A 22,050-nucleotide genomic window follows, 5' to 3' on the forward strand; every position below is an offset into this window, starting at 1 on the left:
GCAAGGAGACGGTCATGACAAACAATCCTCCCTCATCGCGTATCCAGCCAGGCGAGTATGGTTTTCCCCTTAAGCTGAAGCCCCGCTATGACAACTTTATCGGCGGCGACTGGGTGGCGCCCGTCGACGGTGAATACTATTCCAACCTGACGCCCGTTACCGGCCAGCCGCTGTGTGAAATTGCCAGTTCGGGCAAGCGGGATATAGATTTAGCGCTGGATGCGGCGCATAAGGCGAAAGATAAGTGGGGACAAACGTCCGTTCAGGACAGAGCGGCCATTTTGTTCAAAATCGCCGATCGGATGGAGCAGAATCTGGAGCTGCTGGCGACCGCAGAAACGTGGGACAACGGCAAGCCGATCCGGGAAACCATGGCGGCGGACGTGCCGCTGGCGATTGACCATTTCCGCTATTTTGCGTCCTGCATTCGTGCCCAGGAGGGGGGAATAAGTGAAGTTGACAAAGATACCGTGGCGTATCACTTCCACGAGCCGCTCGGCGTGGTGGGGCAAATTATTCCGTGGAACTTCCCGCTGCTGATGGCTAGCTGGAAAATGGCGCCCGCGCTGGCGGCGGGTAACTGCGTTGTGCTGAAACCCGCTCGCTTAACGCCGCTTTCGGTACTGCTGCTGATGGAGGTGATTGGCGACCTGTTGCCGCCGGGGGTCATTAACGTGGTCAACGGGGCCGGGGGAGAGATCGGCGAATATCTGGCTACCTCAAAACGTATCGCCAAAGTGGCGTTCACCGGCTCAACGGAAGTGGGCCAGCAGATCATGCAGTACGCGACCCAGAACATCATTCCGGTCACGCTCGAGCTGGGCGGCAAATCGCCGAACATCTTCTTTGCCGACGTGATGGACGAAGAGGACGCCTTCTTCGACAAAGCGCTGGAAGGGTTTGCGCTGTTCGCGTTTAACCAGGGCGAAGTCTGCACCTGTCCGAGCCGCGCGCTGGTGCAGGAATCCATTTATGAGCGCTTTATGGAGCGGGCGATCCGGCGCGTGGAGTCGATTCGCAGCGGTAATCCGCTGGATAACGTTACCCAGATGGGGGCGCAGGTATCGCATGGCCAGCTGGAAACCATCCTCAACTATATTGATATCGGTAAAAAAGAGGGGGCCGATGTGTTGACCGGCGGTCGTCGTAAGGTGCTGGGCGGCGATTTGCAGGAGGGCTACTACCTTGAGCCGACCATCCTGTTCGGTAAGAACAATATGCGCGTTTTCCAGGAGGAAATTTTTGGACCGGTGCTGGCCGTCACCACGTTTAAAACCATGGACGAGGCGCTGGAGCTCGCCAACGACACGCAGTATGGCCTGGGGGCGGGCGTCTGGAGCCGTAACGGTAATCTGGCCTATAAAATGGGCCGGGGCATTCAGGCCGGACGCGTATGGACAAACTGCTATCACGCCTATCCGGCTCATGCGGCGTTTGGCGGCTACAAGCAGTCGGGCATCGGGCGTGAAACCCATAAGATGATGCTGGAGCACTACCAGCAAACGAAATGTCTGTTGGTCAGCTACTCTGATAAACCGCTGGGGTTGTTTTAATCTCCGGGCTCAGGTCGTCCCGGGTGGGGTGGCCTGAGCCGGGTTAAAGCCGGGTGGCGGCTTCGCCTTACCCGGCCTACGATAGTGGCCGCATTTTTATTTGCAACATGACAATCTTCCCTCTTCTTTTCTCGATGCCTCTTCCTGTTTCGCTAAAGTCTGGCTGCGCTGCCGTTTTTAATGCGGTAGTCTCATTCAACCCAGTAGCGATGGTGTGTATCATGTGTATAATCAGGGAAGGATTGGGATGTGAAAAGTGCGGATATCATTACTGTTCTGGTTAGCCATGGCTGGAAATGTGTAAGAACGAAGGGAAGCCATCATCAGTTTCGCCATCCAGTGCAAAAAGGGTTGGTTACCGTCCCACATCCTAAAAAGGACATTAAACCAGGCACTCTCGCACAAATCTGGCGACAGGCGGGAATTAAACACTGATATCAGGAGTAGTTATGTTTTATCCGGCTTACATTCATTCTGATTCCGACGGTAGCGCCAGTGGTTTCTTTCCTGACGTTCCGGGGTGTTTTTTTGCGGGGGATTCACTGGATGATGCTTTTCAGGATGCACGTGATGCATTAACTGCCCATTTTGAAGCGTTGTTTGAAATGGATGAAATGTTGCCACTTCCGGGTATGGTTGAAGCGCATCTGGCAAGTCATCCGGAGGATTTCATTGGCGGACAATGGTTGCTGGTGGATATCAATATGAAACAGTTTGAAGGCAGAGTAGAGCGCATCAATATTACGATACCTCGCCGTTTGCTGGTGAAGATTGATTCCTTTGTCAGCGAGCATCCACAATTTACTAACCGAAGTGCTTTTCTTGCAGAGGCAGCACGGCGTGTACTGCCCCGGTGATGATTAGTTGTAAAGAGCAGCAGTTGCTTTCAGGATATCAGCAAAGGAATAAATATCATCAACTGTAGCAATTGGGTGCCGTGTTTCGTTTTTTTCCAGATCAAAAAGCCCGATGTATTTTTGTGTTCGATTAAAATGCAGTCGGCAAAGAGGCTTGCGGTTATTGTCATCTACAAGAATGCCGCAATAGCTCTTTGTGTCTCTATGGGTAATGCGAGGCGCCTCAAGAACGGCTCGGGTGATTGCTTTAACAATGTGAAAACCTTCCAATTCTTCCAGAGTCGTTATGATTTCACTTTCATCCTTTTGTTCATCATCCTCACTTTGCTGTGTTTCTGTTTGAGTTTCGACAGTAGCCGGAGTGATACCTGTGATGGCAGACTTAAGCCTCTCATTAACTTGATCGTTTATGTACTGGCTTGCTGCCTTTCTGGTGAGATTTTGAAAAGACTCTCTGACTTTTTGGGTCAGCATACCGTCATAAACTCGCGAAGCAAAAAACTTAACGAAATCGTCTTCTGGATTGTTAAGTTGTGTATGCAATATTCTCTTGATTTGGCTAACGTACTTTAACTCTCCAGCAGCGTTTATGATGGATTCAAGATCAAAAGAAGATTTGGTGAGTTTTTTTAATTCAGGTATAACGTTTTCATCAATATCAAGCAGGTCGACCTCTAAAAAAGGTTTTTCATCCATTTTATTAGGTGCGTCGAGATCGGTATAAAATCTGTATATTTGTCCGTTCGTTAAGATTGATATCCTTGCGTTTGTAACATGAAAGTATCTAAAAAGTTGTGATGCATGATTTATATTTAAAGGCTCACCAATTTTTTTACATTCGATGAGAATTTGCACGTCATTGTTTTTCATTATCGCATAGTCAATTTTTTCACCTTTTTTTGTGCCAATATCACATACAAATTCAGGTGTAACCTCTGACGGGTCAAACACATCGTACCCTAAGACATTATGAATAAAAGGCATAACAAATGCCGTTTTGGTTGCTTCTTCAGTATTAATTACTTCAATTTGCTGTCTAATTTTAGTAGATAATGCATTCAGTCTTTCTGTAAATTCCATGGGATATCCTTATTTCAATACTGTGTGTCCTGATGAAATAGCATCAAAATGCATGCCATTCAATGAACTCCATGGGGAGTTAACAGCAAAAAAAACGATTCCGGGGTTTGGATCACAGAGTGATTAAATTGAATAAAAGAAATAAGCCCGTTAACGCCGAGCTTATTAAGTATATTATATATATAAAGCTATTTTATTTTTTCAAATTATGCCTACATTCACCTATAACCGCATTTCCTCTCCACGCCGGTTTGCCCAGCTAAACCACGGAGTGAGGGTAGCATTAGAGCCCTGCGCCTGATAACCGATCCCCTCCGCCTGTTGGCGCACCTTCGGGTAAGCTAAAAGTATCCGCGCCCGCTCTTTGACCCACAGCATCCTTAACGATTCGCACGCAAGGTATGATGCGCTAACGATAATTCAACGGAACTGACTTTTAACCTGCGCGAGGCGTTATCCATGAACCGATTTATCCTGGCGGATCCTGAAAAATGTATCGGGTGCCGTACCTGTGAGGTGGCGTGCATGATGTCGCATCAAAGCAGCGCCACGCCAGAAGCGCTTACGTCACGGATCCGCGTGGTTAAGGGGGGTACCTTCACCACGGCCGTGGGCTGCCACCAGTGTGAAGATGCGCCCTGCGCGAATGTCTGCCCGACGGGGGCCATTCACTGTGCTGCGGGAGCCTGGCTCGTTGAGCAGGCTCGCTGTATCGGCTGCAAAAGCTGTATGGTGGCGTGCCCGTTCGGGGCAATGCAGGTTCGGGTCGTGGAAGATCGCGTTCAGGCGCTGAAATGTGATTTGTGCGCGCATCGCGAGGGCGGTCCCGCCTGCGTCGAAGCCTGTCCCACCCACGCGCTGCGCTGCATAGACCCCGCCAGCTTACGCGCGGAACGGCTGCGTAATATGGCCTGAGGTTTTATTAACCGGCCTCGCGCCAGGCGTTCTCAATCTCTTCGGCGAGAATTTTCACACCCGCTTCGATTTTTTCCGGGTCCGGGACGTAGTTCATACGCATGCACTGGTGCGTGTGCGGCCACGGCTTATCCAGCCCCGGGAAGAAGTAATCCCCTGGCACCATCAGTACGCCACGTTTTTTCAGACGCTGATAAAGCAGCTCTGTCGTAATGGGCAGATCCTTAAACCACAGCCACAGGAAAATTGCCCCTTCCGGTTTATGGATCAGGCAGCGTTCTTCCGGTAAGTAGCGGCGAAGGATGGCTATAGTTTCCTGAACGCGCTGAGAGTAAAACGGCTTAATCACCTCATTCGACAGGCGCAGCAGGTCGTTACGCCTGATCATCTCGCACATCATCGCCGGGCCGATGCCGCCAGGCGAAAGGCTGATAATGCCGTTCATGTTGGTAATGGCGGTGATGATTTTCTCGTTAGCAATGATAATGCCGCAACGGCTGCCCGGCAGGCCCAGCTTGGAGAGGCTCATGCAGAGGATGATATTCGGGTTCCATAGCGGACGCGCTTCGCTGAAGATGATCCCCGGGAACGGTACGCCATAGGCGTTATCGATCACCAGCGGGATGCCGTGCTGATTCGCCAGCGCATCCAGCTTCATCAGCTCGTCGTCGGTGATCACGTTCCCCGTCGGGTTGGTGGGACGAGATACGCAGATCATGCCCGTCTCTTCACCGATATGCAGATGTTCAAAATCGACGTGATATTTGAACTGGCCCTCTGGCAGCAACTCGATATTCGGACGTGCGGAAACAAACAGGTCTTCTTCGAGGCCGGCATCGGCATAGCCAATATACTCCGGTGCCAGCGGGAACAGCACTTTTTTCGTGGTGCCGTCGGCGCGGCGTCCGGCGAACAGATTGAATAAGTAGAAAAACGCGCTCTGACTGCCGTTTGTCAGTGCAATATTCTGTGGTTCGATATCCCAACCCAGCGCTTCCCGCAGCATTGCCGCCAGAAGCGTCAGTAGTTCTGTTTTACCCTGAGGGCCGTCGTAATTACATAGCGCATCGGTTGCTTTACCGTTTTCCAGCATCTCTGCCAGCAGCGTCTGGAAGTAGGTGTTCATCTCCGGAATTTGAGCCGGGTTTCCGCCGCCAAGCATGATAGCGCCTGGGGTGCGCAGCCCGTCGTTGAGGTCCTCCATCAGGCGGGTAATGCCTGAATGGCGGGTAAATTTGTCGCCGAAAAGTGAAAACGTCATAGCAGGTGATCTGTCGGGCTTAATATGAAAGGCAGTAACCATAACGCCAGCACCGTGTTGGTGCAAATCGGTGGATGTGGTCGGATTTGTTGTTTTATGTGGCGGGTTTGTATTTGTGTGGTGAATTGTTCTGGTGAATGCCCCTCACCCCAGGCCTCTCCCCTTTGGGGAGAGGGTTAGGGTGAGGGGGTCTATTGATTACCCGCCCAAACCACCATCACCTTATCGCCCTTGTGCTCGCGCACAAAGCCGTAGCCTTCTTTCATCGACAGCGTTGTTTGCTTGCCTTCACCCACCGCCGGATGACGGGCGCGGAACTGCCCCAGAAGCTGCCAGTGGGCGACAGTTAACGCCTGTTTATCCGTGACGTCCTGCCAGTTCATATCCGAACGGGTCCCCTGTAGCGGATCGGAGCCCGTAGGGCCGAATGGACGCTCTGATTCATCGCCGTAATAGATCTGTACGCTTCCCGGCGCCAGCAACAGTAACTCAGCGGCGCGCTGGCCCCCTTCACGGAACAGACGCGTATCATGGGAGGAGAGATAGCTCAGCACATTAAAACTTTGCAGCTTTTCTGCCATTTGCTGCCAGGTCAAATCCATATCGGCCAGGCAGTCCGCCGCTTTTGCCGCCTGCTCCTGATAGTCAAAATTGATCATCGCATCGAAGCCGTGGCGGTAATAATCGCTCTGCATCACGCCGTGGCCCCAGGATTCACCGGTCATCCAGAATGGCGCATCGTCGAGTTTTTTGTCCGGGTTGGCGGCTTTCCACGCGGCCAGCGCCTGGCTGGCCTGGTTTTTCAGTTGCAGCCAGGCTTCAGGCTCAACGTGCTTAGCGGTATCGACCCGGAAACCGTCGATGCCGTAGTCACGTACCCACTGGCTAAGCCAGTGGGTCAGGTAATCTCGCGGCGTGAAATTCGTCATCACTTTCGCGTTGGCGTCGGGCTTGTGTTGATAAAAGTTCGGCAAACCTGACGGGATCTTAGATTCCGTTTTCAGATCCGGCAGGAAGGCCAGCGACATGGTCAGATCGTCAAAGCCCGGGTTGTCGTAATCACCGATATCGGTACGGATCCATTTTTTACCCCACCATTTTTCCCATGCGGCTTTGTCACTGAAGTTGATGTAATCGTTGAAGCTGTGCCAGCTTTGCCCCGCTCCTGGCTTCCAGTCAGTCCAGCGCTCGCCGAGGGTTTTTTTCAGCTCATCGCCCTGCAAATAGAGCGCGCCAAACTGATACTCCTGCATATCTGCAAGCGTCGCATAACCCGCGTGGTTCATGACAATGTCAAACAGGACGCGGATACCGCGCCTGTGCGCGTCGTCGACAAGCTGGCGTAAATCCTCTTCGCTGCCCATGTTGGCGTCGAGTTTCGTCCAGTCCTGAGTGTAATAGCCGTGATAGGCGTAGTGGGGGAAATCCCCTTTGGTGCCGCCGCCCACCCAGCCGTGGATCTGCTCCAGCGGCGAGCTTATCCAGAGCGCATTCACGCCCAGCTGCTGAAGGTAATCCAGTTTGCTGGTAAGCCCTTTCAGATCGCCGCCGTGGAAAGTACCAATCTCCTGCATACCGTCTTTATGACGGCCATAGCTGTTGTCGTTGGTGGGGTCGCCATTCACGAAGCGATCGGTCAGCACGAAATAGACGGTGGCGTTTTGCCAGCTGAACGGCGCGGGTTTGTCCGTCTCGGCGCGCTCAAGCAGCAGCAGGCCATTGCTGTTGGCGGCTGGCTGAAGAGTCACTTTGCCATTTTGAACGGTCGCGGTCTGTTTACTGTAAAAATCACGCACCACCGTGCCTTCCGGGAAGGTGTTAACGACGTCGATCGTCAGCGGTTTGCCGTCCCACTTCGGGCACTGGCGGGTGACGTTTGCGACAGGCTGTGGCGCCGCACTTTGCACCGTCAACATCAGCGTCGGCGTTCCCGAGCGCGTATCAATACGCATCTGATAAACGCCGTCACGGAATAACCGCCACTGCGGTGGGGTGCCTTCGCACGGTTTGAGCGACAGCATCTCGTTGAGCTTAATGGCACCTGTCGGCTGCCAGCACGCGTTGTCAAGACTCAACGTCAGCGGGCGGGTACCCTTCGCAAGCGTTGCCTGGCTGGTAAAGACGCCGGTACCTTCAGCGCTAAACGCGTTAAATCCCGGCGATGACCAGTCGGCATGCGCGAATGCGGGTAACATCAGAACAGCTAATGCAGTGCGTTTCATTCCATTTTCCTGTCGCGGCATTTTTGACCAGTGTGCCATTCGGCTCAGGGGAAAAACTCCTCCTCTACGGCTTTCTGCAAGGAGGACGCGAAGGGATGAGTGATCCCGCGCAAAATTAGGCAGTTATCTGCGATATCGCGCACATTTTTCCAGCGTTGATGCTTTAATGAGCATGTTCCGGATGACATAGTTTCGGAATTGGACTATTTATAGACGTGCTCTTGAAGACTATTTTTGGTACGATTTGAGATTCCGCTCTCAAATTTTTGAAGAAAATAAGGTGTTGGAATGTTTATATCCGACCAGGAGACCTAATGATATCGACTCCCATTCGACGATATGGGGCCGCGATACTCATGTTACTCACCATGGCATTTTCAGGTGAGGTGCTTGCAAAGACGCACACGGATACAACGAGTAAGAAAGCCCACGTAATAAAGACGACAAGCAGTAAGGTTAGCAGTAAACAAGAGTATTCTCGCAATAGTGCAAAGAGTAGTTCACTTCCTGATTTGCGAAAATACCCTTCCGGGACACCAAGGAAAAAAGCGTTTCTCCGGACGGTAATGCCTTACATTAAAAGCCAAAATGCCGCGATTACTGCGGATCGTAACTGGCTGATCTCCAAACAGTACGACAGCCGCTGGTCGCCGTCTGAGCGCACTCGCCTGAAAGATATCGCCAAACGCTATAAAGTGAAGTGGAGCGGGAACACGCGTCGCGTGCCTTGGAACTCACTGTTAGAACGTGTGGACATCATTCCAGGCAGTATGGTCGCGACAATGGCCGCCGCCGAAAGCGGTTGGGGCACCTCGAAGCTGGCGCGCAACAACAACAATCTGTTTGGCATGAAATGCGTAAAAGGTCGTTGTACTAACGCGCCCGGCAAGGTGAAGGGCTATTCACAGTTTGAATCGGTGAAAGATTCCGTGAATGCCTACGTGGTGAACCTGAACACCCACCCGGCCTATTCCTCGTTCCGTAAGTCACGCGCTCAGCTGCGTAAGGCGGATCAGGAAGTGACGGCCACGGCGATGATCCATAAGCTGAAAGGTTATTCCACTCAGGGACAGCGTTATAACAATTACCTGTTCTCCATGTACCAGGATAACCAGCGTCTGATTGCCGCACATATGTAATGAAAAACGCCTTCCACTGGAAGGCGTTCTTTTTTCTAGAGCAGGACTTCACTGTACCGTTCCCGGTACTCCTTCGGCGTGGTGTCATACTCTTTCCTGAACACCGAATAGAAATACTGAAGCGACGGATAGCCACACATCTGTGAAATCTCGTTGATCGACAGCGAGGTGGAGATCAGCAGACTGCGCGCTTTCTCCAGCTTTTCCGCATGGATCACGGCGTGGATCGTCTCACCCACTTCCTCTTTAAACCGCTTCTCCAGATTCGAACGTGATATGCCGACCGAATCGAGCACCTGATCGACCTTAATCCCTTTGCAGGCATGATTGCGAATGTAGTGCATCGCCTGAATCACGGCCGGATCGTTTAATGAGCGGTAGTCAGTTGAGCGACGTTCGACCACGCGAACGGGAGGAACCAGCAGACGCTGGAGCGGCAGGGATTCGTTGTCTAACAGTCTGTGCAGCAGCTTTGCGGCCTGATAGCCCATCTGACGGGTACCCTGAGCCACGGATGAGAGCGCCACGCGCGACAGATAGCGCGTAAGCTCTTCGTTATCAATACCAATCACGCACAGCTTTTCAGGCACCGGAATATGCAAATGTTCGCACACCTGTAATACGTGGCGGGCGCGGGCGTCCGTCACGGCGATAATCCCTGTCTGGGGCGGCAGCGTTTGCAGCCAGTCAGCCAGACGATTTTGTGCGTGCTGCCAGTTTTCTGGCGCGGTTTCCAGCCCCTGATAAACGACGCCGCGATACTTCTCCTGGGCAACCAGCTGGCAGAAGGCATACTCACGCTCCATCGCCCAGCGCTTTCCGCTCGTGGCGGGCAATCCGTAAAACGCAAAACGATGGACGCCTTTCTCCTTTAAATGGAGGAAGGCGGTCTCGACCAGAGCATGGTTATCCGTGGCGATGTAGTGAACGGGAGGATAATGTTCCGGTGTATGATAAGAGCCGCCAACGCCCACGATAGGCACGTCAACGCCACTCAGCAACTGTTCAATCACGGGGTCGTCAAAGTCAGCGATGACCCCGTCGCCCAGCCAGTCTTTGATGTTCTCCAGACGGGTACGGAAATCTTCTTCGATGAAAATATCCCATTCGGATTGCGACGCCTGCAAATATTCGCCAACCCCTTCAACCACCTGCCGGTCATAGGCTTTGTTGGCATTGAATAACAACGTAATGCGGTGACGCTTTTCAAACATGGCTTATTTCCCAAATTAGTCACGATACTGTTATCAGGCGCGCCGCTTGGTGGCAGAGTCCATCCAGACTGCCAGCAAAAGAATGGCACCCTTGACGATATACTGCCAAAACGTCGGCACGTCCATCATACTCATCCCGTTATCCAGCGAAGCCATAATAAATGCGCCCATCACCGCCCCCGCCACGCTGCCAATGCCCCCGGCGAGGCTGGTCCCGCCAATCACGCAGGCGGCGATGGCGTCCAGCTCGGCAATATTACCGGCAGAGGGGGAGCCCGCCCCCAAACGTGAGCTGAGGATCAGCCCCGCGATGGCCACCATCAGGCCGTTGATGGCAAAGACGGCGAGTTTGGTGCGTTCTACGTTAATGCCGGACAAACGCGCGGCTTCGAGATTGCCACCGATGGCATAAATACGGCGACCGAATGCGGTACGCGTGGCCATAAACATCCCACCTAACAGCAACAGCGCCAGCAGCAGAACGGGCGTTGGGACGCCGCGATAATCGTTTAACAGCCAGATGGCGCCCAGTACAATCACCGCAGTAAGCGCCTGACGGCCGACAACCGAGGTTGAAGCAGGCGAGGCCAGCCCCAGCGCCTGGCGACGCATGCGTCCTCGCCATTGCCACGCGACAAACGCCATCAGCCCAACCACGCCGATCGTAAAACCGACGCCATCAGAGAGGTAGCTTTGGCCAATCTGGGACATCGAGGCGCTGGTCGGGGAGACGGTAGTGCCGTTAGTGATCCCAATCAGAATGCCGCGGAAGGCCAGCATCCCCGCTAAGGTGACGATAAACGACGGGACCTTACGGTAGGCCACCCACCAGCCATTCCACGCCCCCAGCAGCAGACCCAGTACCAGCGTGACCGCAATCGTCAGCGGCAGCGGCCAGCCGAGCCAGACGTCAAAAATTGCCGCCACGCCGCCGAGCAGACCCATCATCGACCCTACTGACAGGTCAATTTCCGCTGAGATAATCACAAAGACCATCCCCACCGCCAGGATCCCGGTGATGGCGGTCTGACGCAGCAGGTTAGAAACGTTACGTGCGCTCAAATAGGAGCCATCGGTCATCCAGGTAAAGAACAACATGATCACGATAATGGCGGCAATCATTACAAAAACTTGCAGATTCAGCGATTTAAGTCCTGCGAACGCACCGGGCGTCGGAACAGCGACTTTGATATCAGACGGGTTGCTTTTCGACATGGCGTTCGCTCCTTAAGGCAGCTTCCATCACCTGCTCTTGCGTCAGGTTCTGGTTGTTCAGGTTGGCTTTGAGTTTCCCTTCATGCATGACCAGCACGCGGTCGCTCAGCCCCAGCACTTCAGGCAATTCGGACGAGATAACAATGACGGCAATCCCTTGCTGCACAAGCTGGTTGATCAGCTTGTAGATTTCATACTTCGCGCCGATATCGATCCCGCGCGTGGGTTCGTCCAGAATTAAAATGCGCGGATTAAGCAACAGGCAGCGCGCCAGAATCGCTTTCTGCTGGTTGCCGCCGCTCAGGCGACCTATCGCCAGTTCCGGCGAGGAGGTTTTCACCTTGAGCCTGGCAAGTGACTGAAGAATACACTGCTGTTCTGCGGCATCATCCAGGCTGCTCAGCGCGCCGGAAAACTGGCTGAGCGCCGCCAGCGTGATATTTTTTCCCACCGCCATGACCGGCACGATGCCGTCTTTTTTGCGGTCTTCGGGCACCATAGCAATGCCTTTGGCAATGGCCTGCTGGCAGTTGTCGATTTTTACCGGCTGACCGTCGATATAAATTTTGCCTTCCCAGCGCCCCGGCCAGACGCCAAACAGACACTGCACGGCCTCGGTTCTTCCGGCACCCACTAAACCCGCAATACCGAGAATTTCGCCGCGGTGCAGCGAGAAGGAGAGGTTATCCACGCGCTTGATGTGGCGGTTAACGGGATGCCACGCCGTCAGGTTTTCCACGCGCAGGAGTTCTTCGCCTATGGTGTGTGGTTCGTTGGGATACAGCGCGGTGAGTTCGCGACCCACCATCATGGTGATGATGTCATCCTCACTCATGCCTTCTGCTTCACGCGTGCCGATGTGCTGCCCGTCGCGGATGACGCAGATGGTGTCGGAAATAGCTTTCACCTCATTGAGCTTGTGCGAAATATAGATGCAGGCGATACCGTGGTTTTGCAGGTCGCGGATGATATTGAGCAGAACGGCGGTTTCCTGTTCGGTGAGCGAGGCGGTTGGCTCGTCGAGGATCAGCAGGCGTACCTGCTTGTTCAGCGCCTTGGCGATCTCCACCAGCTGCTGCTGGCCCAAACCTAAGTCGCCCACGCGCGTATCCGGTGAGATAGCCAGGCTCACCTGGGCCAGCAGTTTTTCGCAGCGCAGCGTCATGGTGTCGTAATCCAGTACGCCGTGGCGTGAGAGTTCGGCGCCGAGAAAAATATTTTCCAGCACGGTAAGGTGCTTCACCAGCGCCAGCTCCTGGTGAATAATAGCGATGCCTTTACGTTCGGTATCGCGAATGTGCGTGGCCTGGAGCACCTCGCCGGCAAAGACGATTTCGCCCTCGTAGCTGCCGTGCGGATAGATCCCGCACAACACTTTCATCAGCGTGGATTTTCCCGAGCCATTTTCGCCGCACAGCGACATCACTTCGCCGGGATTCAGCCGCAGGCTTACGTTATCGACTGCTTTCACCGCCCCGAAGGCTTTGGTGATGCTTTTCATTTCAAGTAAATAAGACATAACTGCTCCGCATGGCCCGACAGATGTACAGGGCAGGTCGATGCGCCCCTGCCGGGCAGGGGCTGCGCTGGATTACAGTTCACTCTTCTTATGGAAACCGTCTTTCACCACGGTGGCGTCAATATTCTCTTTGTTGACTTCGATAGGGGTAAGCAGGCGAGCAGGTACGTCTTTCAGGCCGTTATTTAACGTCGCGTCTGCTTTAGGTTGCTGGCCATTGCCCAGCTCAACGGCAATTTCGGCGGCCGTATTGGCAAGCTCGGTAATGGGCTTATACACCGTCATGGTCTGGGTACCCGCGATGATGCGTTTTACACCCGCAAGGTCGGCGTCCTGTCCGGAAATAGCGACTTTCCCGGCCAGACCCTGCGCGCTCAGCGCCTGAATGGCGCCACCCGCAGTGGCATCGTTAGAGGCCACCACCGCATCGATTTTGTTGTTATTTGCAGTCAACGCGTTTTCCATAATTTTCAGCGCGTTTTCCGGTAACCAGCCGTCAGCCCACTGGTCGCCGACGACTTTAATTTTGCCCTCGTCGATATACGGCTTCAGCACTTTCATTTGTCCCTGGCGGAACAGTTTGGCGTTGTTATCCACGGGCGAGCCGCCCATCAGGAAATAATTCCCCTGAGGCACTTTTGCGACCAGGCTTTTAGCCTGTAATTCGCCCACCTTTTCATTGTCGAACGAAATATAATAATCAATGTCGGCATTATTAATCATGCGGTCATAAGCCAGGACTTTTATGCCTTCCTGTTTCGCTTCTTTCACCACGTTGCTTAATACCTGGCCGTTATACGGGATAATGACCAGCACATCGACGCCACGGTTGATCATATTCTCGATTTGCGACATTTGCGTCTCTTCGTTGCCGTTAGCGGACTGAACGAACACCTCCGCGCCGAGAGATTCCGCTTTTTTAACAAAGATATCGCGATCTTTTTGCCATCGCTCCAGGCGTAAGTCATCAATCGCCATGCCGATTTTGACCTCTTTGGCGTGGCCGGCAAAACTTGCAAGCAGGAGAGTAGTGCAGAGCGTTAGGGTCAGGTTCTTTATCTTCATAATTATTAGGCCTTTTTGTAGGGGTATGTGTAGCTGAGATAAAAGAAACATTCACTGCTGAGACGCAGCAAATTTTTAACGTGGAAAGGCCTGCTGGCAATTACAGATTTTTATCTTCTCATTACGATATTTGGTTTATTTCTGAATTTATGACCGCGATCGGATTTTAAAAAGCGTAACCTATTAATTACATTTGATTCTGGAATGCGCGCCGAAAAATAGTTTGTCTGCACATTATTTTGCGAGCCAGCGCACAATTGCGCATTCTCTCAATAGCAGTGTGAAATAACGTAATTGAGCAACCTCCAATGTCTATTCACTATTACTCCAGAAGCAAGACCACGCCGCATACCCTGATTATGGAGCTCAATATGCAAGCTTATTTCGACCAACTCGATCGCGTTCGTTTCGAAGGCACGAAAACGACCAATCCTTTAGCATTTCGTCACTACAACCCGGATGAGCTGGTGCTGGGTAAGCGCATGGAAGATCACTTGCGCTTTGCCGCCTGCTACTGGCACACCTTCTGCTGGAACGGTGCCGATATGTTCGGCGTGGGCTCTTTTGACCGTCCATGGCAACAGCCGGGCGAGGCCATTGAGCTGGCGAAGCGTAAAGCCGACGTTGCGTTCGAGTTCTTCCATAAGCTGAACGTGCCGTACTACTGTTTCCACGATGTGGACGTGTCGCCGGAAGGGGCGTCGCTGAAAGAGTATCTGAACAACTTCGCGCAGATGGTCGACGTACTGGCTGAAAAACAGCAGCAAAGTGGCGTCAAGCTGCTCTGGGGTACGGCTAACTGCTTTACCAACCCTCGCTATGGCGCGGGCGCGGCAACCAACCCGGATCCGGAAGTCTTCAGCTGGGCGGCAACCCAGGTCGTGACGGCGATGAACGCCACGCATCAGCTGGGCGGTGAGAACTATGTACTCTGGGGCGGTCGTGAAGGATATGAAACGCTGCTGAATACCGACCTGCGTCAGGAGCGTGAGCAGATTGGTCGCTTTATGCAGATGGTGGTGGACCACAAACACAAAATCGGTTTCCGCGGCACGCTGCTGATTGAGCCAAAACCACAGGAGCCAACCAAGCATCAGTATGATTATGATGTCGCCACCGTGTATGGCTTCCTGAAGCAGTTTGGTCTGGAAAAAGAGATCAAAGTGAATATCGAGGCTAACCACGCTACCCTGGCGGGCCACTCGTTCCATCACGAAATTGCCTCTGCGATTGCGCTGGGCATCTTCGGCTCTGTCGATGCTAACCGTGGCGATCCACAGCTGGGCTGGGATACCGACCAGTTCCCGAACAGCGTGGAAGAGAATGCGCTGGTGATGTACGAGATCATCAAAGCGGGCGGTTTCACCACCGGCGGCCTGAACTTCGACGCCAAAGTGCGTCGCCAGAGCACCGACAAATACGATCTGTTCTACGGGCATATTGGCGCGATGGACACCATGGCGCTGGCGCTGAAAGTGGCGGCCCGTATGATTGAAGACGGTGAGCTGGATAAGCGCGTGGCGAAGCGCTACAGCGGCTGGAACAGTGAGCTGGGCCAGCAAATTTTGAAAGGTCAGTTATCGCTTGCGGAGATCGCGAAGTACGCTGAACAGCATCAGCTTGCGCCGCAGCATCAGAGCGGCCATCAGGAGCTGCTGGAAAACCTGGTCAATCACTACCTGTTCGATAAATAACAGCATTCATGCCCGGTAAGCGCTGCGCCACCGGGCATTTCTGTCAAAGGAGTCACCACATGTATATCGGGATCGATCTTGGCACGTCGGGGGTGAAAGCCATCCTGTTAAGCGAGCAGGGCGATGTGTTAGCCACGCAGACTGAAAAGTTGCAGGTTTCACGCCCGCATCCGCTTTGGTCGGAACAAGATCCGGAGCAGTGGTGGCAGGCGACGGACCGCGCGATGACAGCCTTAGGCGAGCAGCACAGCCTGCGCGACGTTAAAGCGCTGGGCATCGCCGGACAAATGCATGGCGCAACGTTGCTGGATAGCCAGCATCGCGTTCTGCGCCCGGCTATTCTCTGGAACGATGGCCGCTGTGCGGAAGAGTGCGCGATCCTTGAGGAACGTGTGCCTGCGTCCCGCGAGATTACGGGCAACCTGATGATGCCCGGTTTTACCGCGCCAAAACTCCTGTGGGTGCAGCGCCATGAGCCTGATATTTTTCGCCAGGTGGCGAAGGTTCTGTTGCCGAAAGACTACCTGCGTTTTCGCATGACGGGGGATTTTGCCAGCGACATGTCTGACGCCGCGGGCACGATGTGGCTCGACGTGGCGAAACGGGACTGGAGCGAGGCGATGCTGGATGCCTGCCAGCTGACGCGCGATCATATGCCTGCGCTGTTTGAAGGCAGCGAAATCACGGGCGCTTTGCAGCCTTCTGTTGCTGAACGTTGGAATATGCCAGCCGTACCTGTCGTCGCCGGCGGCGGCGATAATGCGGCGGGGGCGGTCGGCGTGGGGATGGTCGAGGCAGGACAGGCCATGCTCTCGCTCGGCACTTCCGGCGTCTATTTTGCCGTCAGTGACGGGTATCGTAGCAATCCTGGAAGCGCCGTACACAGCTTCTGCCACGCGTTGCCGGGTAAATGGCATTTAATGTCGGTGATGCTGAGCGCGGCTTCCTGCCTCGACTGGGCGGCAAAACTAACCGGAATGGCGGACGTCCCGGCGCTTATCGCAGCGGCACAGCAGGCGGATGATAATGCCGGTGCGGTCTGGTTTTTACCGTACCTTTCCGGCGAGCGGACGCCTCATAACAACCCGGAAGCGAAAGGGGTGTTCTTCGGTCTTACCCATCAGCACGGCCCGGCAGAGCTGGCGCGCGCGGTGCTTGAAGGCGTTGGCTATGCTCTGGCGGACGGAATGGATGTCGTGCATGACTGTGGACTGACGCCATCCAGCATTACGTTAATTGGCGGCGGTGCGCGAAGCAGCTACTGGCGGCAAATGCTTTCCGATATCAGCGGGTTGCAGCTGGACTATCGTACGGGAGGCGATGTCGGCCCGGCGCTCGGTGCGGCACGGCTGGCGCAAATTGCGCTGAACCGGGATAAACCACTGCCCCAGCTTTTGCCCCAGCTGTCGCTTGAACAGCAGCATCGTCCTGATGCGAAAAATCATGCTCGCTATGCTGAAAGACGAGACGTGTTCCGCAAAATTTATCGGCAGCTTTTGCCGCTAATGTCATAAACAGGAGCCGGGTGGCGCTAACGCTTACCCGGCCTGCCAGCCTTCAACCGGGTTAGCTCACAAACCGGCGCGTATCGATTCTTTGCAGCAACATTGACAGCAGCAGGCTGACAACCAGCGTAACGGTAAATATCCAGACAATATCCAGCACCGGCCAGCTTTTAAGCTCAACGCCGCGGGTGCGCAGGGCGTGGATCACCAGCGCGTGAAAACCGTAAATGCCCAGCGAGTGGCGAGAGATAAACCCCAGCACCGGAAGCGGGCGGGCATTCAGGGTGTTTTTAACCAGCGTCAGCAGAGAGATTGCGCAGATAAAGACCATCGGGCCGCAGTACAGATACCAGGTATCGGCAAAGTTGCCGCGCCATTGCAGCTCATGCAGCGTCCCGCGAGAGATAATAAACACACCGACGAGAAACGCGGCCGCGCATAGCCAGTTTATTCCTCGCTTTTGCGTCTCCATCATGCCAATGGCGCGCCCCAGCATGCCGTACAGCACGTAATAAAACGTATCCCCGGTGATATAGAGGTTAACGGGCAGCCATTCAAAGCCATCAATTTTCTGTGAGACGGTATTCGGGTTGGCCACGATCCCGATGACCACCATCAGCGCCAGCAGCATTTTACCGTTGACGTTTTTTACCTGAATTAACGGTGAAACAAGATAAATAACGATTATCGCGAAGAAAAACCATAGATGATAGAACACCGGTTTTTGCAACAAGTTGAGCAGGGAACGTTCAGCGTTAATTGAAGTGAACAGGACGATATAGAGCAGCGAAATCGCGCTGTAAAACAGCAGACAGGAGGCAATACGGATGAAATGTCTCGGCTGTGCACTACGCTCGCCAAAAAAGAGAAAACCGGAAATCATAAAGAACAGCGGGACGCTCACGCGGGAGGCCGAGTTCAGAACATTGGCGACATCCCAGTTAACAGGGCTGATACTGTGCGCGTTCGTGACATACCAGGTCGTTGTGTGGATCATCACCACCATCAGACAGGCTATTCCCCGCAGGTTATCAATCCAGTTAATTTTTGACTGCATCAGTTCCTCTGTATTCCTGATAAAGAAAGTGTGACTGCGATTGCGTAAAACTTTTCCCTTGGAAAATTCTGAGTTTAGCCAGGCTAACTTGTAGGGAGCTGGCGAGATTCGCAGAATGACGGACTTTAATCTATAAACGTGTTGCTACTAAAAATAACAGCCACTGACCAGGGCGGTAATAAAAATGATGATGAAGCGTGGGGTGTCACTCTTTCTGCTGCTCTTATTAACAGGATGCAGTGCTTCTGAGGAGATACCTGTCCAAAAAGCGCAGCAGGGGAAAATGAGCCCGGAGCGTTCCCTGAATATGGAACAGCTGTGCAGGGATCAGGCGGCTCACCGCTATAATTCCGAAGCACAGAAAATTCATATAAACGGCTTCGAGCGCTTTCAGGGCAGCTATGAACTGAAAGGCTATACGGCGCGTAAAGAGGGCTTTGTCTGCTCTTTTGATGCAGACGGCCAGTTTTTACATCTCTCAATGCGTTAAATTGCTCGTATAAGCAGCAACCAGAGCCTTCGCAGGTTCTGGCTGTAGGGCTTATTCCCCAATTTTCCCTAAACAACCCCGTTTCGTACTGTATATCTTGCAGCCAGCGGGTATACTGATCCCTTCCATTTAAAACCACACGTATCCAGCACGAAATACTATGCAAAAGTTTGATACCAAGACCTTCCAGGGCCTGATCCTGACCTTACAGGATTACTGGGCTCGTCAGGGCTGCACCATTGTTCAACCTTTGGACATGGAAGTTGGCGCAGGCACCTCACACCCGATGACCAGCCTGCGCGCGTTAGGGCCAGAGCCAATGGCGACCGCCTATGTGCAGCCATCCCGTCGTCCGACCGATGGCCGTTATGGCGAAAACCCGAACCGTTTGCAGCACTACTATCAGTTCCAGGTGGTGATTAAGCCATCACCCGACAACATTCAGGAACTGTACCTCGGGTCACTGAAAGAGCTGGGTATGGATCCAACCATTCACGACATTCGTTTCGTGGAAGATAACTGGGAAAACCCAACGCTGGGTGCCTGGGGTCTGGGTTGGGAAGTGTGGCTGAACGGCATGGAAGTGACCCAGTTCACTTACTTCCAGCAGGTTGGTGGTCTGGAATGTAAACCGATTACCGGCGAAATCACCTATGGTCTGGAACGTCTGGCCATGTACATTCAGGGCGTAGACAGCGTTTACGACCTGGTCTGGAGCGACGGCCCGCTGGGTAAAACCACCTACGGCGACGTGTTCCATCAGAACGAAGTGGAGCAATCCACCTATAACTTCGAATACGCGGACGTGGACTTCCTGTTCACCTGCTTCGAGCAGTACGAGAAAGAAGCCCAGCAGCTGCTGGCGCTGGAGACTCCGCTGCCGCTGCCTGCCTACGAGCGTATTCTGAAGGCTGCCCACAGCTTCAACCTGCTGGATGCCCGCAAAGCGATCTCCGTGACTGAACGTCAGCGCTACATTCTGCGTATTCGTACCCTGACCAAAGCCGTTGCAGAAGCTTACTACGCGTCCCGTGAAGCCCTTGGCTTCCCGATGTGCAACCGAAACAAATAAGAGGCGGCCATGTCTGAGAAAACTTTCCTGGTGGAAATCGGCACTGAAGAGCTGCCACCAAAAGCCCTGCGCAGCCTGGCTGAATCTTTTGCTGCGAACGTCACTGCTGAGCTGGATAACGCTGGCCTGGCGCACGGTAAAATTGAGTGGTTTGCTGCGCCGCGTCGTCTGGCGCTGAAAGTGGCAAACCTGGCGGCGTCCCAGCCGGATCGCGAAGTTGAAAAACGTGGCCCGGCCATTGCTCAGGCGTTCGACGCGGAAGGCAAGCCGAGCAAAGCGGCAGAAGGCTGGGCGCGCGGCTGCGGCATCACCGTTGATCAGGCCGAGCGTCTGACCACCGACAAAGGTGAATGGCTGCTGTATCGTGCCCATGTGAAAGGCGAAAGCGCCGAAGCGCTGCTGCCTGACATGATCGCGACCTCGCTGGCAAAATTGCCAATCCCTAAGCTGATGCGCTGGGGCGCGTCCGACGTTCACTTTGTGCGTCCGGTTCACACCGTGACCCTGCTGCTGGGCGATACCGTTATCCCGGCGACCATTCTGGGCGTGGCGTCCGATCGCGTGATCCGCGGCCATCGCTTTATGGGCGAGCCGGAGTTCACCATCGACAATGCCGACCAGTATCCACAGATCCTGCTGGAACGCGGTAAAGTGATTGCCGACTACGAACAGCGTAAAGCCAAAATTAAAGCGGACGCAGAAGAAGCGGCGCGCAAGATTGGCGGAAACGCTGACCTGAGCGACAGCCTGCTGGAAGAGGTGACCTCGCTGGTCGAATGGCCGGTTGTACTGACAGCGAAATTCGAAGAGAAATTCCTGGCCGTTCCGGCAGAAGCGCTGGTTTACACCATGAAGGGTGACCAGAAGTACTTCCCGGTTTACGCCAACGACGGCAAGCTGCTGCCAAACTTCATCTTCGTGGCGAACATCGAATCGAAAGATCCGAGCCAGATTATCTCCGGTAACGAGAAAGTGGTGCGTCCGCGTCTGGCGGATGCCGAGTTCTTCTTCAACACAGACCGTAAAAAACGTCTGGAAGATAACCTGCCGCGTCTGCAAACTGTACTGTTCCAGCAGCAGCTGGGTACGCTGCGCGACAAAACCGACCGTATCGCGGAGCTGTCCGGCTGGATTGCCCGTGAAATTGGCGCCGACGTTAACCACGCTACCCGTGCGGGCCTGCTCTCCAAGTGCGACCTGATGACCAACATGGTGTTCGAATTTACCGACACCCAGGGCGTGATGGGTATGCACTACGCGCGTCACGATGGCGAAGCGGAAGACGTGGCGGTAGCCCTGAACGAGCAGTATCAGCCGCGCTTTGCCGGTGACGATCTGCCGTCCAATCCGGTTGCCTGCGCCGTGGCGATTGCCGATAAGATGGACACCCTGGCGGGTATCTTCGGTATCGGCCAGCATCCAAAAGGCGACAAAGACCCGTTTGCGCTGCGTCGTGCTGCGCTGGGCGTGCTGCGAATCATCGTTGAGAAGAACCTGAACCTCGATCTGCAAACGCTAACCGAAGAAGCGGTACGTCTGTACGGCGATAAGCTGACCAACGCGAAGGTTGTGGATGATGTTATCGACTTTATGCTCGGTCGTTTCCGCGCGTGGTATCAGGACGAAGGTTACTCCGTTGATACCATTCAGGCGGTGCTGGCGCGTCGTCCGACCCGTCCGGCAGATTTCGATGCGCGTATGAAAGCGGTATCCCACTTCCGTACGCTGGAAGCGGCGTCTGCGCTGGCCGCGGCTAACAAGCGCGTATCCAACATCCTCGCGAAATCCGACGAGACGCTGAACGATCGCGTAAACGCTGCAACCCTGAAAGAGCCGGAAGAGATTTCTCTGGCGATGCAGGTTGTGGTGCTGCGCGACAAGCTGGAGCCGTATTTCGCGGAAGGTCGCTACCAGGAAGCGCTGGTGGAGCTGGCGGAGCTGCGTGACGTCATCGACGCCTTCTTCGAGAAGGTGATGGTGAACGTGGAAGATAAAGAGCTGCGGATTAACCGTCTCTCGATGCTTGAGAAACTGCGTGAGCTGTTCCTGCGCGTGGCGGATATTTCGCTGCTGCAATAACGTAAAAAACCCGCCCCTGACAGGCGGGAAGAACGGCAACTAAACTGTCTCTCTTCGCCAATGGCGCCATAACTGCGTTGGCTGCGCTCGTTCACCCGAATCACTTACTAATG

18 protein-coding genes are annotated in these 22,050 nt (G+C 54.0%); 10 read left to right on the forward strand and 8 right to left on the reverse strand.

Going from position 1 to position 22,050, the window contains the following annotated elements:
* Positions 1–14 precede the first annotated feature (14 nt).
* From aldB to ACOTYB_RS21250, 3 genes are all read left to right on the forward strand, one after another.
* On the forward strand, positions 15–1,553 hold the full coding sequence (aldB, locus tag ACOTYB_RS21240; protein ID WP_006808612.1) for an aldehyde dehydrogenase AldB: 1,539 nt from the start codon (positions 15–17) through the stop codon (positions 1,551–1,553).
* A gap of 249 nt (positions 1,554–1,802) precedes the next feature.
* Positions 1,803–1,988: a type II toxin-antitoxin system HicA family toxin gene (locus tag ACOTYB_RS21245; protein ID WP_057979982.1), complete on the forward strand. Its 186-nt coding sequence runs from the start codon at positions 1,803–1,805 to the stop codon at positions 1,986–1,988.
* A 14-nt stretch (positions 1,989–2,002) separates the two neighbouring features.
* On the forward strand, positions 2,003–2,410 hold the full coding sequence (locus ACOTYB_RS21250) for a type II toxin-antitoxin system HicB family antitoxin (protein ID WP_023315016.1): 408 nt from the start codon (positions 2,003–2,005) through the stop codon (positions 2,408–2,410).
* A 3-nt stretch (positions 2,411–2,413) separates the two neighbouring features.
* Here the strand turns inward: ACOTYB_RS21250 and ACOTYB_RS21255 are convergent, their stop codons facing one another.
* Positions 2,414–3,490: a type I restriction endonuclease gene (locus ACOTYB_RS21255; RefSeq protein ID WP_023323870.1), complete on the reverse strand. Its 1,077-nt coding sequence runs from the start codon at positions 3,488–3,490 to the stop codon at positions 2,414–2,416.
* Between the two features lie 459 nt (positions 3,491–3,949).
* On the opposite strand from ACOTYB_RS21255, the gene ACOTYB_RS21260 reads away from it, so the two are divergent.
* Positions 3,950–4,405, forward strand: a complete 456-nt coding sequence (locus ACOTYB_RS21260) for a 4Fe-4S dicluster domain-containing protein (RefSeq protein WP_045343649.1) — start codon at positions 3,950–3,952, stop codon at positions 4,403–4,405.
* A gap of 7 nt (positions 4,406–4,412) precedes the next feature.
* On the opposite strand, the gene avtA is transcribed toward ACOTYB_RS21260, so the two are convergent.
* Together avtA and ACOTYB_RS21270 are read right to left on the reverse strand one after the other, a co-directional pair.
* Positions 4,413–5,666, reverse strand: a complete 1,254-nt coding sequence (gene avtA / locus ACOTYB_RS21265; protein ID WP_015572749.1) for a valine--pyruvate transaminase — start codon at positions 5,664–5,666, stop codon at positions 4,413–4,415.
* A 191-nt stretch (positions 5,667–5,857) separates the two neighbouring features.
* Positions 5,858–7,888, reverse strand: coding sequence for an alpha-amylase (locus tag ACOTYB_RS21270; RefSeq protein WP_220153429.1), 2,031 nt, complete (start codon positions 7,886–7,888; stop codon positions 5,858–5,860).
* 314 nt (positions 7,889–8,202) lie between these two features.
* Here ACOTYB_RS21270 and ACOTYB_RS21275 point away from each other — a divergent pair, with 314 nt between their 5' ends.
* A complete protein-coding gene (locus ACOTYB_RS21275) occupies positions 8,203–9,027 on the forward strand; it encodes a protein bax (protein ID WP_022652025.1) in 825 nt (274 codons plus the stop codon).
* Positions 9,028–9,062: 35 nt separating this feature from the next.
* Here ACOTYB_RS21275 and xylR read toward each other — a convergent pair whose 3' ends face one another.
* From xylR to xylF, 4 genes are all read right to left on the reverse strand, one after another.
* On the reverse strand, positions 9,063–10,241 hold the full coding sequence (gene xylR / locus ACOTYB_RS21280; RefSeq protein WP_003860152.1) for a D-xylose utilization transcriptional activator XylR: 1,179 nt from the start codon (positions 10,239–10,241) through the stop codon (positions 9,063–9,065).
* Between the two features lie 33 nt (positions 10,242–10,274).
* Positions 10,275–11,456 carry a xylose ABC transporter permease XylH gene (gene xylH, locus ACOTYB_RS21285; RefSeq protein WP_003860151.1) on the reverse strand — a complete coding sequence of 394 codons (1,182 nt, stop codon included), beginning with the start codon at positions 11,454–11,456 and terminating at the stop codon, positions 10,275–10,277.
* Positions 11,434–12,975 (reverse strand): xylose ABC transporter ATP-binding protein, encoded by a 1,542-nt coding sequence (locus tag ACOTYB_RS21290; protein WP_015572746.1) that lies wholly within the window; start codon positions 12,973–12,975, stop codon positions 11,434–11,436. The genes xylH and ACOTYB_RS21290 overlap by 23 nt, the downstream gene beginning before the upstream one ends.
* Before the next feature lie 72 nt (positions 12,976–13,047).
* The gene (xylF, locus tag ACOTYB_RS21295; protein WP_006808602.1) at positions 13,048–14,040 is read right to left on the reverse strand and encodes a D-xylose ABC transporter substrate-binding protein; all 993 of its coding nucleotides are present in this window, start codon (positions 14,038–14,040) and stop codon (positions 13,048–13,050) included.
* A gap of 371 nt (positions 14,041–14,411) precedes the next feature.
* Here xylF and xylA point away from each other — a divergent pair, with 371 nt between their 5' ends.
* On the forward strand, positions 14,412–15,734 hold the full coding sequence (gene xylA / locus ACOTYB_RS21300; RefSeq protein ID WP_026080557.1) for a xylose isomerase: 1,323 nt from the start codon (positions 14,412–14,414) through the stop codon (positions 15,732–15,734).
* 59 nt (positions 15,735–15,793) lie between these two features.
* Positions 15,794–17,248, forward strand: coding sequence for a xylulokinase (xylB, locus tag ACOTYB_RS21305; RefSeq protein WP_022652023.1), 1,455 nt, complete (start codon positions 15,794–15,796; stop codon positions 17,246–17,248).
* 52 nt (positions 17,249–17,300) lie between these two features.
* Here the strand turns inward: xylB and ACOTYB_RS21310 are convergent, their stop codons facing one another.
* Entirely contained in the window at positions 17,301–18,296 is a 996-nt protein-coding gene (locus ACOTYB_RS21310; RefSeq protein ID WP_045343653.1) for an acyltransferase, read from the reverse strand.
* 184 nt (positions 18,297–18,480) lie between these two features.
* Here ACOTYB_RS21310 and ACOTYB_RS21315 point away from each other — a divergent pair, with 184 nt between their 5' ends.
* The 3 genes from ACOTYB_RS21315 (at position 18,481) to glyS (ending at position 21,937) form a co-directional block, all read left to right on the forward strand.
* A complete protein-coding gene (locus ACOTYB_RS21315) occupies positions 18,481–18,786 on the forward strand; it encodes a YsaB family lipoprotein (protein WP_017693801.1) in 306 nt (101 codons plus the stop codon).
* Between the two features lie 160 nt (positions 18,787–18,946).
* Positions 18,947–19,858: a glycine--tRNA ligase subunit alpha gene (glyQ, locus tag ACOTYB_RS21320; RefSeq protein ID WP_003860141.1), complete on the forward strand. Its 912-nt coding sequence runs from the start codon at positions 18,947–18,949 to the stop codon at positions 19,856–19,858.
* A gap of 9 nt (positions 19,859–19,867) precedes the next feature.
* On the forward strand, positions 19,868–21,937 hold the full coding sequence (gene glyS, locus ACOTYB_RS21325; protein WP_022652021.1) for a glycine--tRNA ligase subunit beta: 2,070 nt from the start codon (positions 19,868–19,870) through the stop codon (positions 21,935–21,937).
* Positions 21,938–22,050: the final 113 nt, after the last annotated feature.

This window comes from Enterobacter cloacae complex sp. IR5450, from assembly GCF_049238665.1.
GTDB classification, from domain to species: Bacteria; Pseudomonadota; Gammaproteobacteria; order Enterobacterales; family Enterobacteriaceae; genus Enterobacter; species Enterobacter hormaechei_C.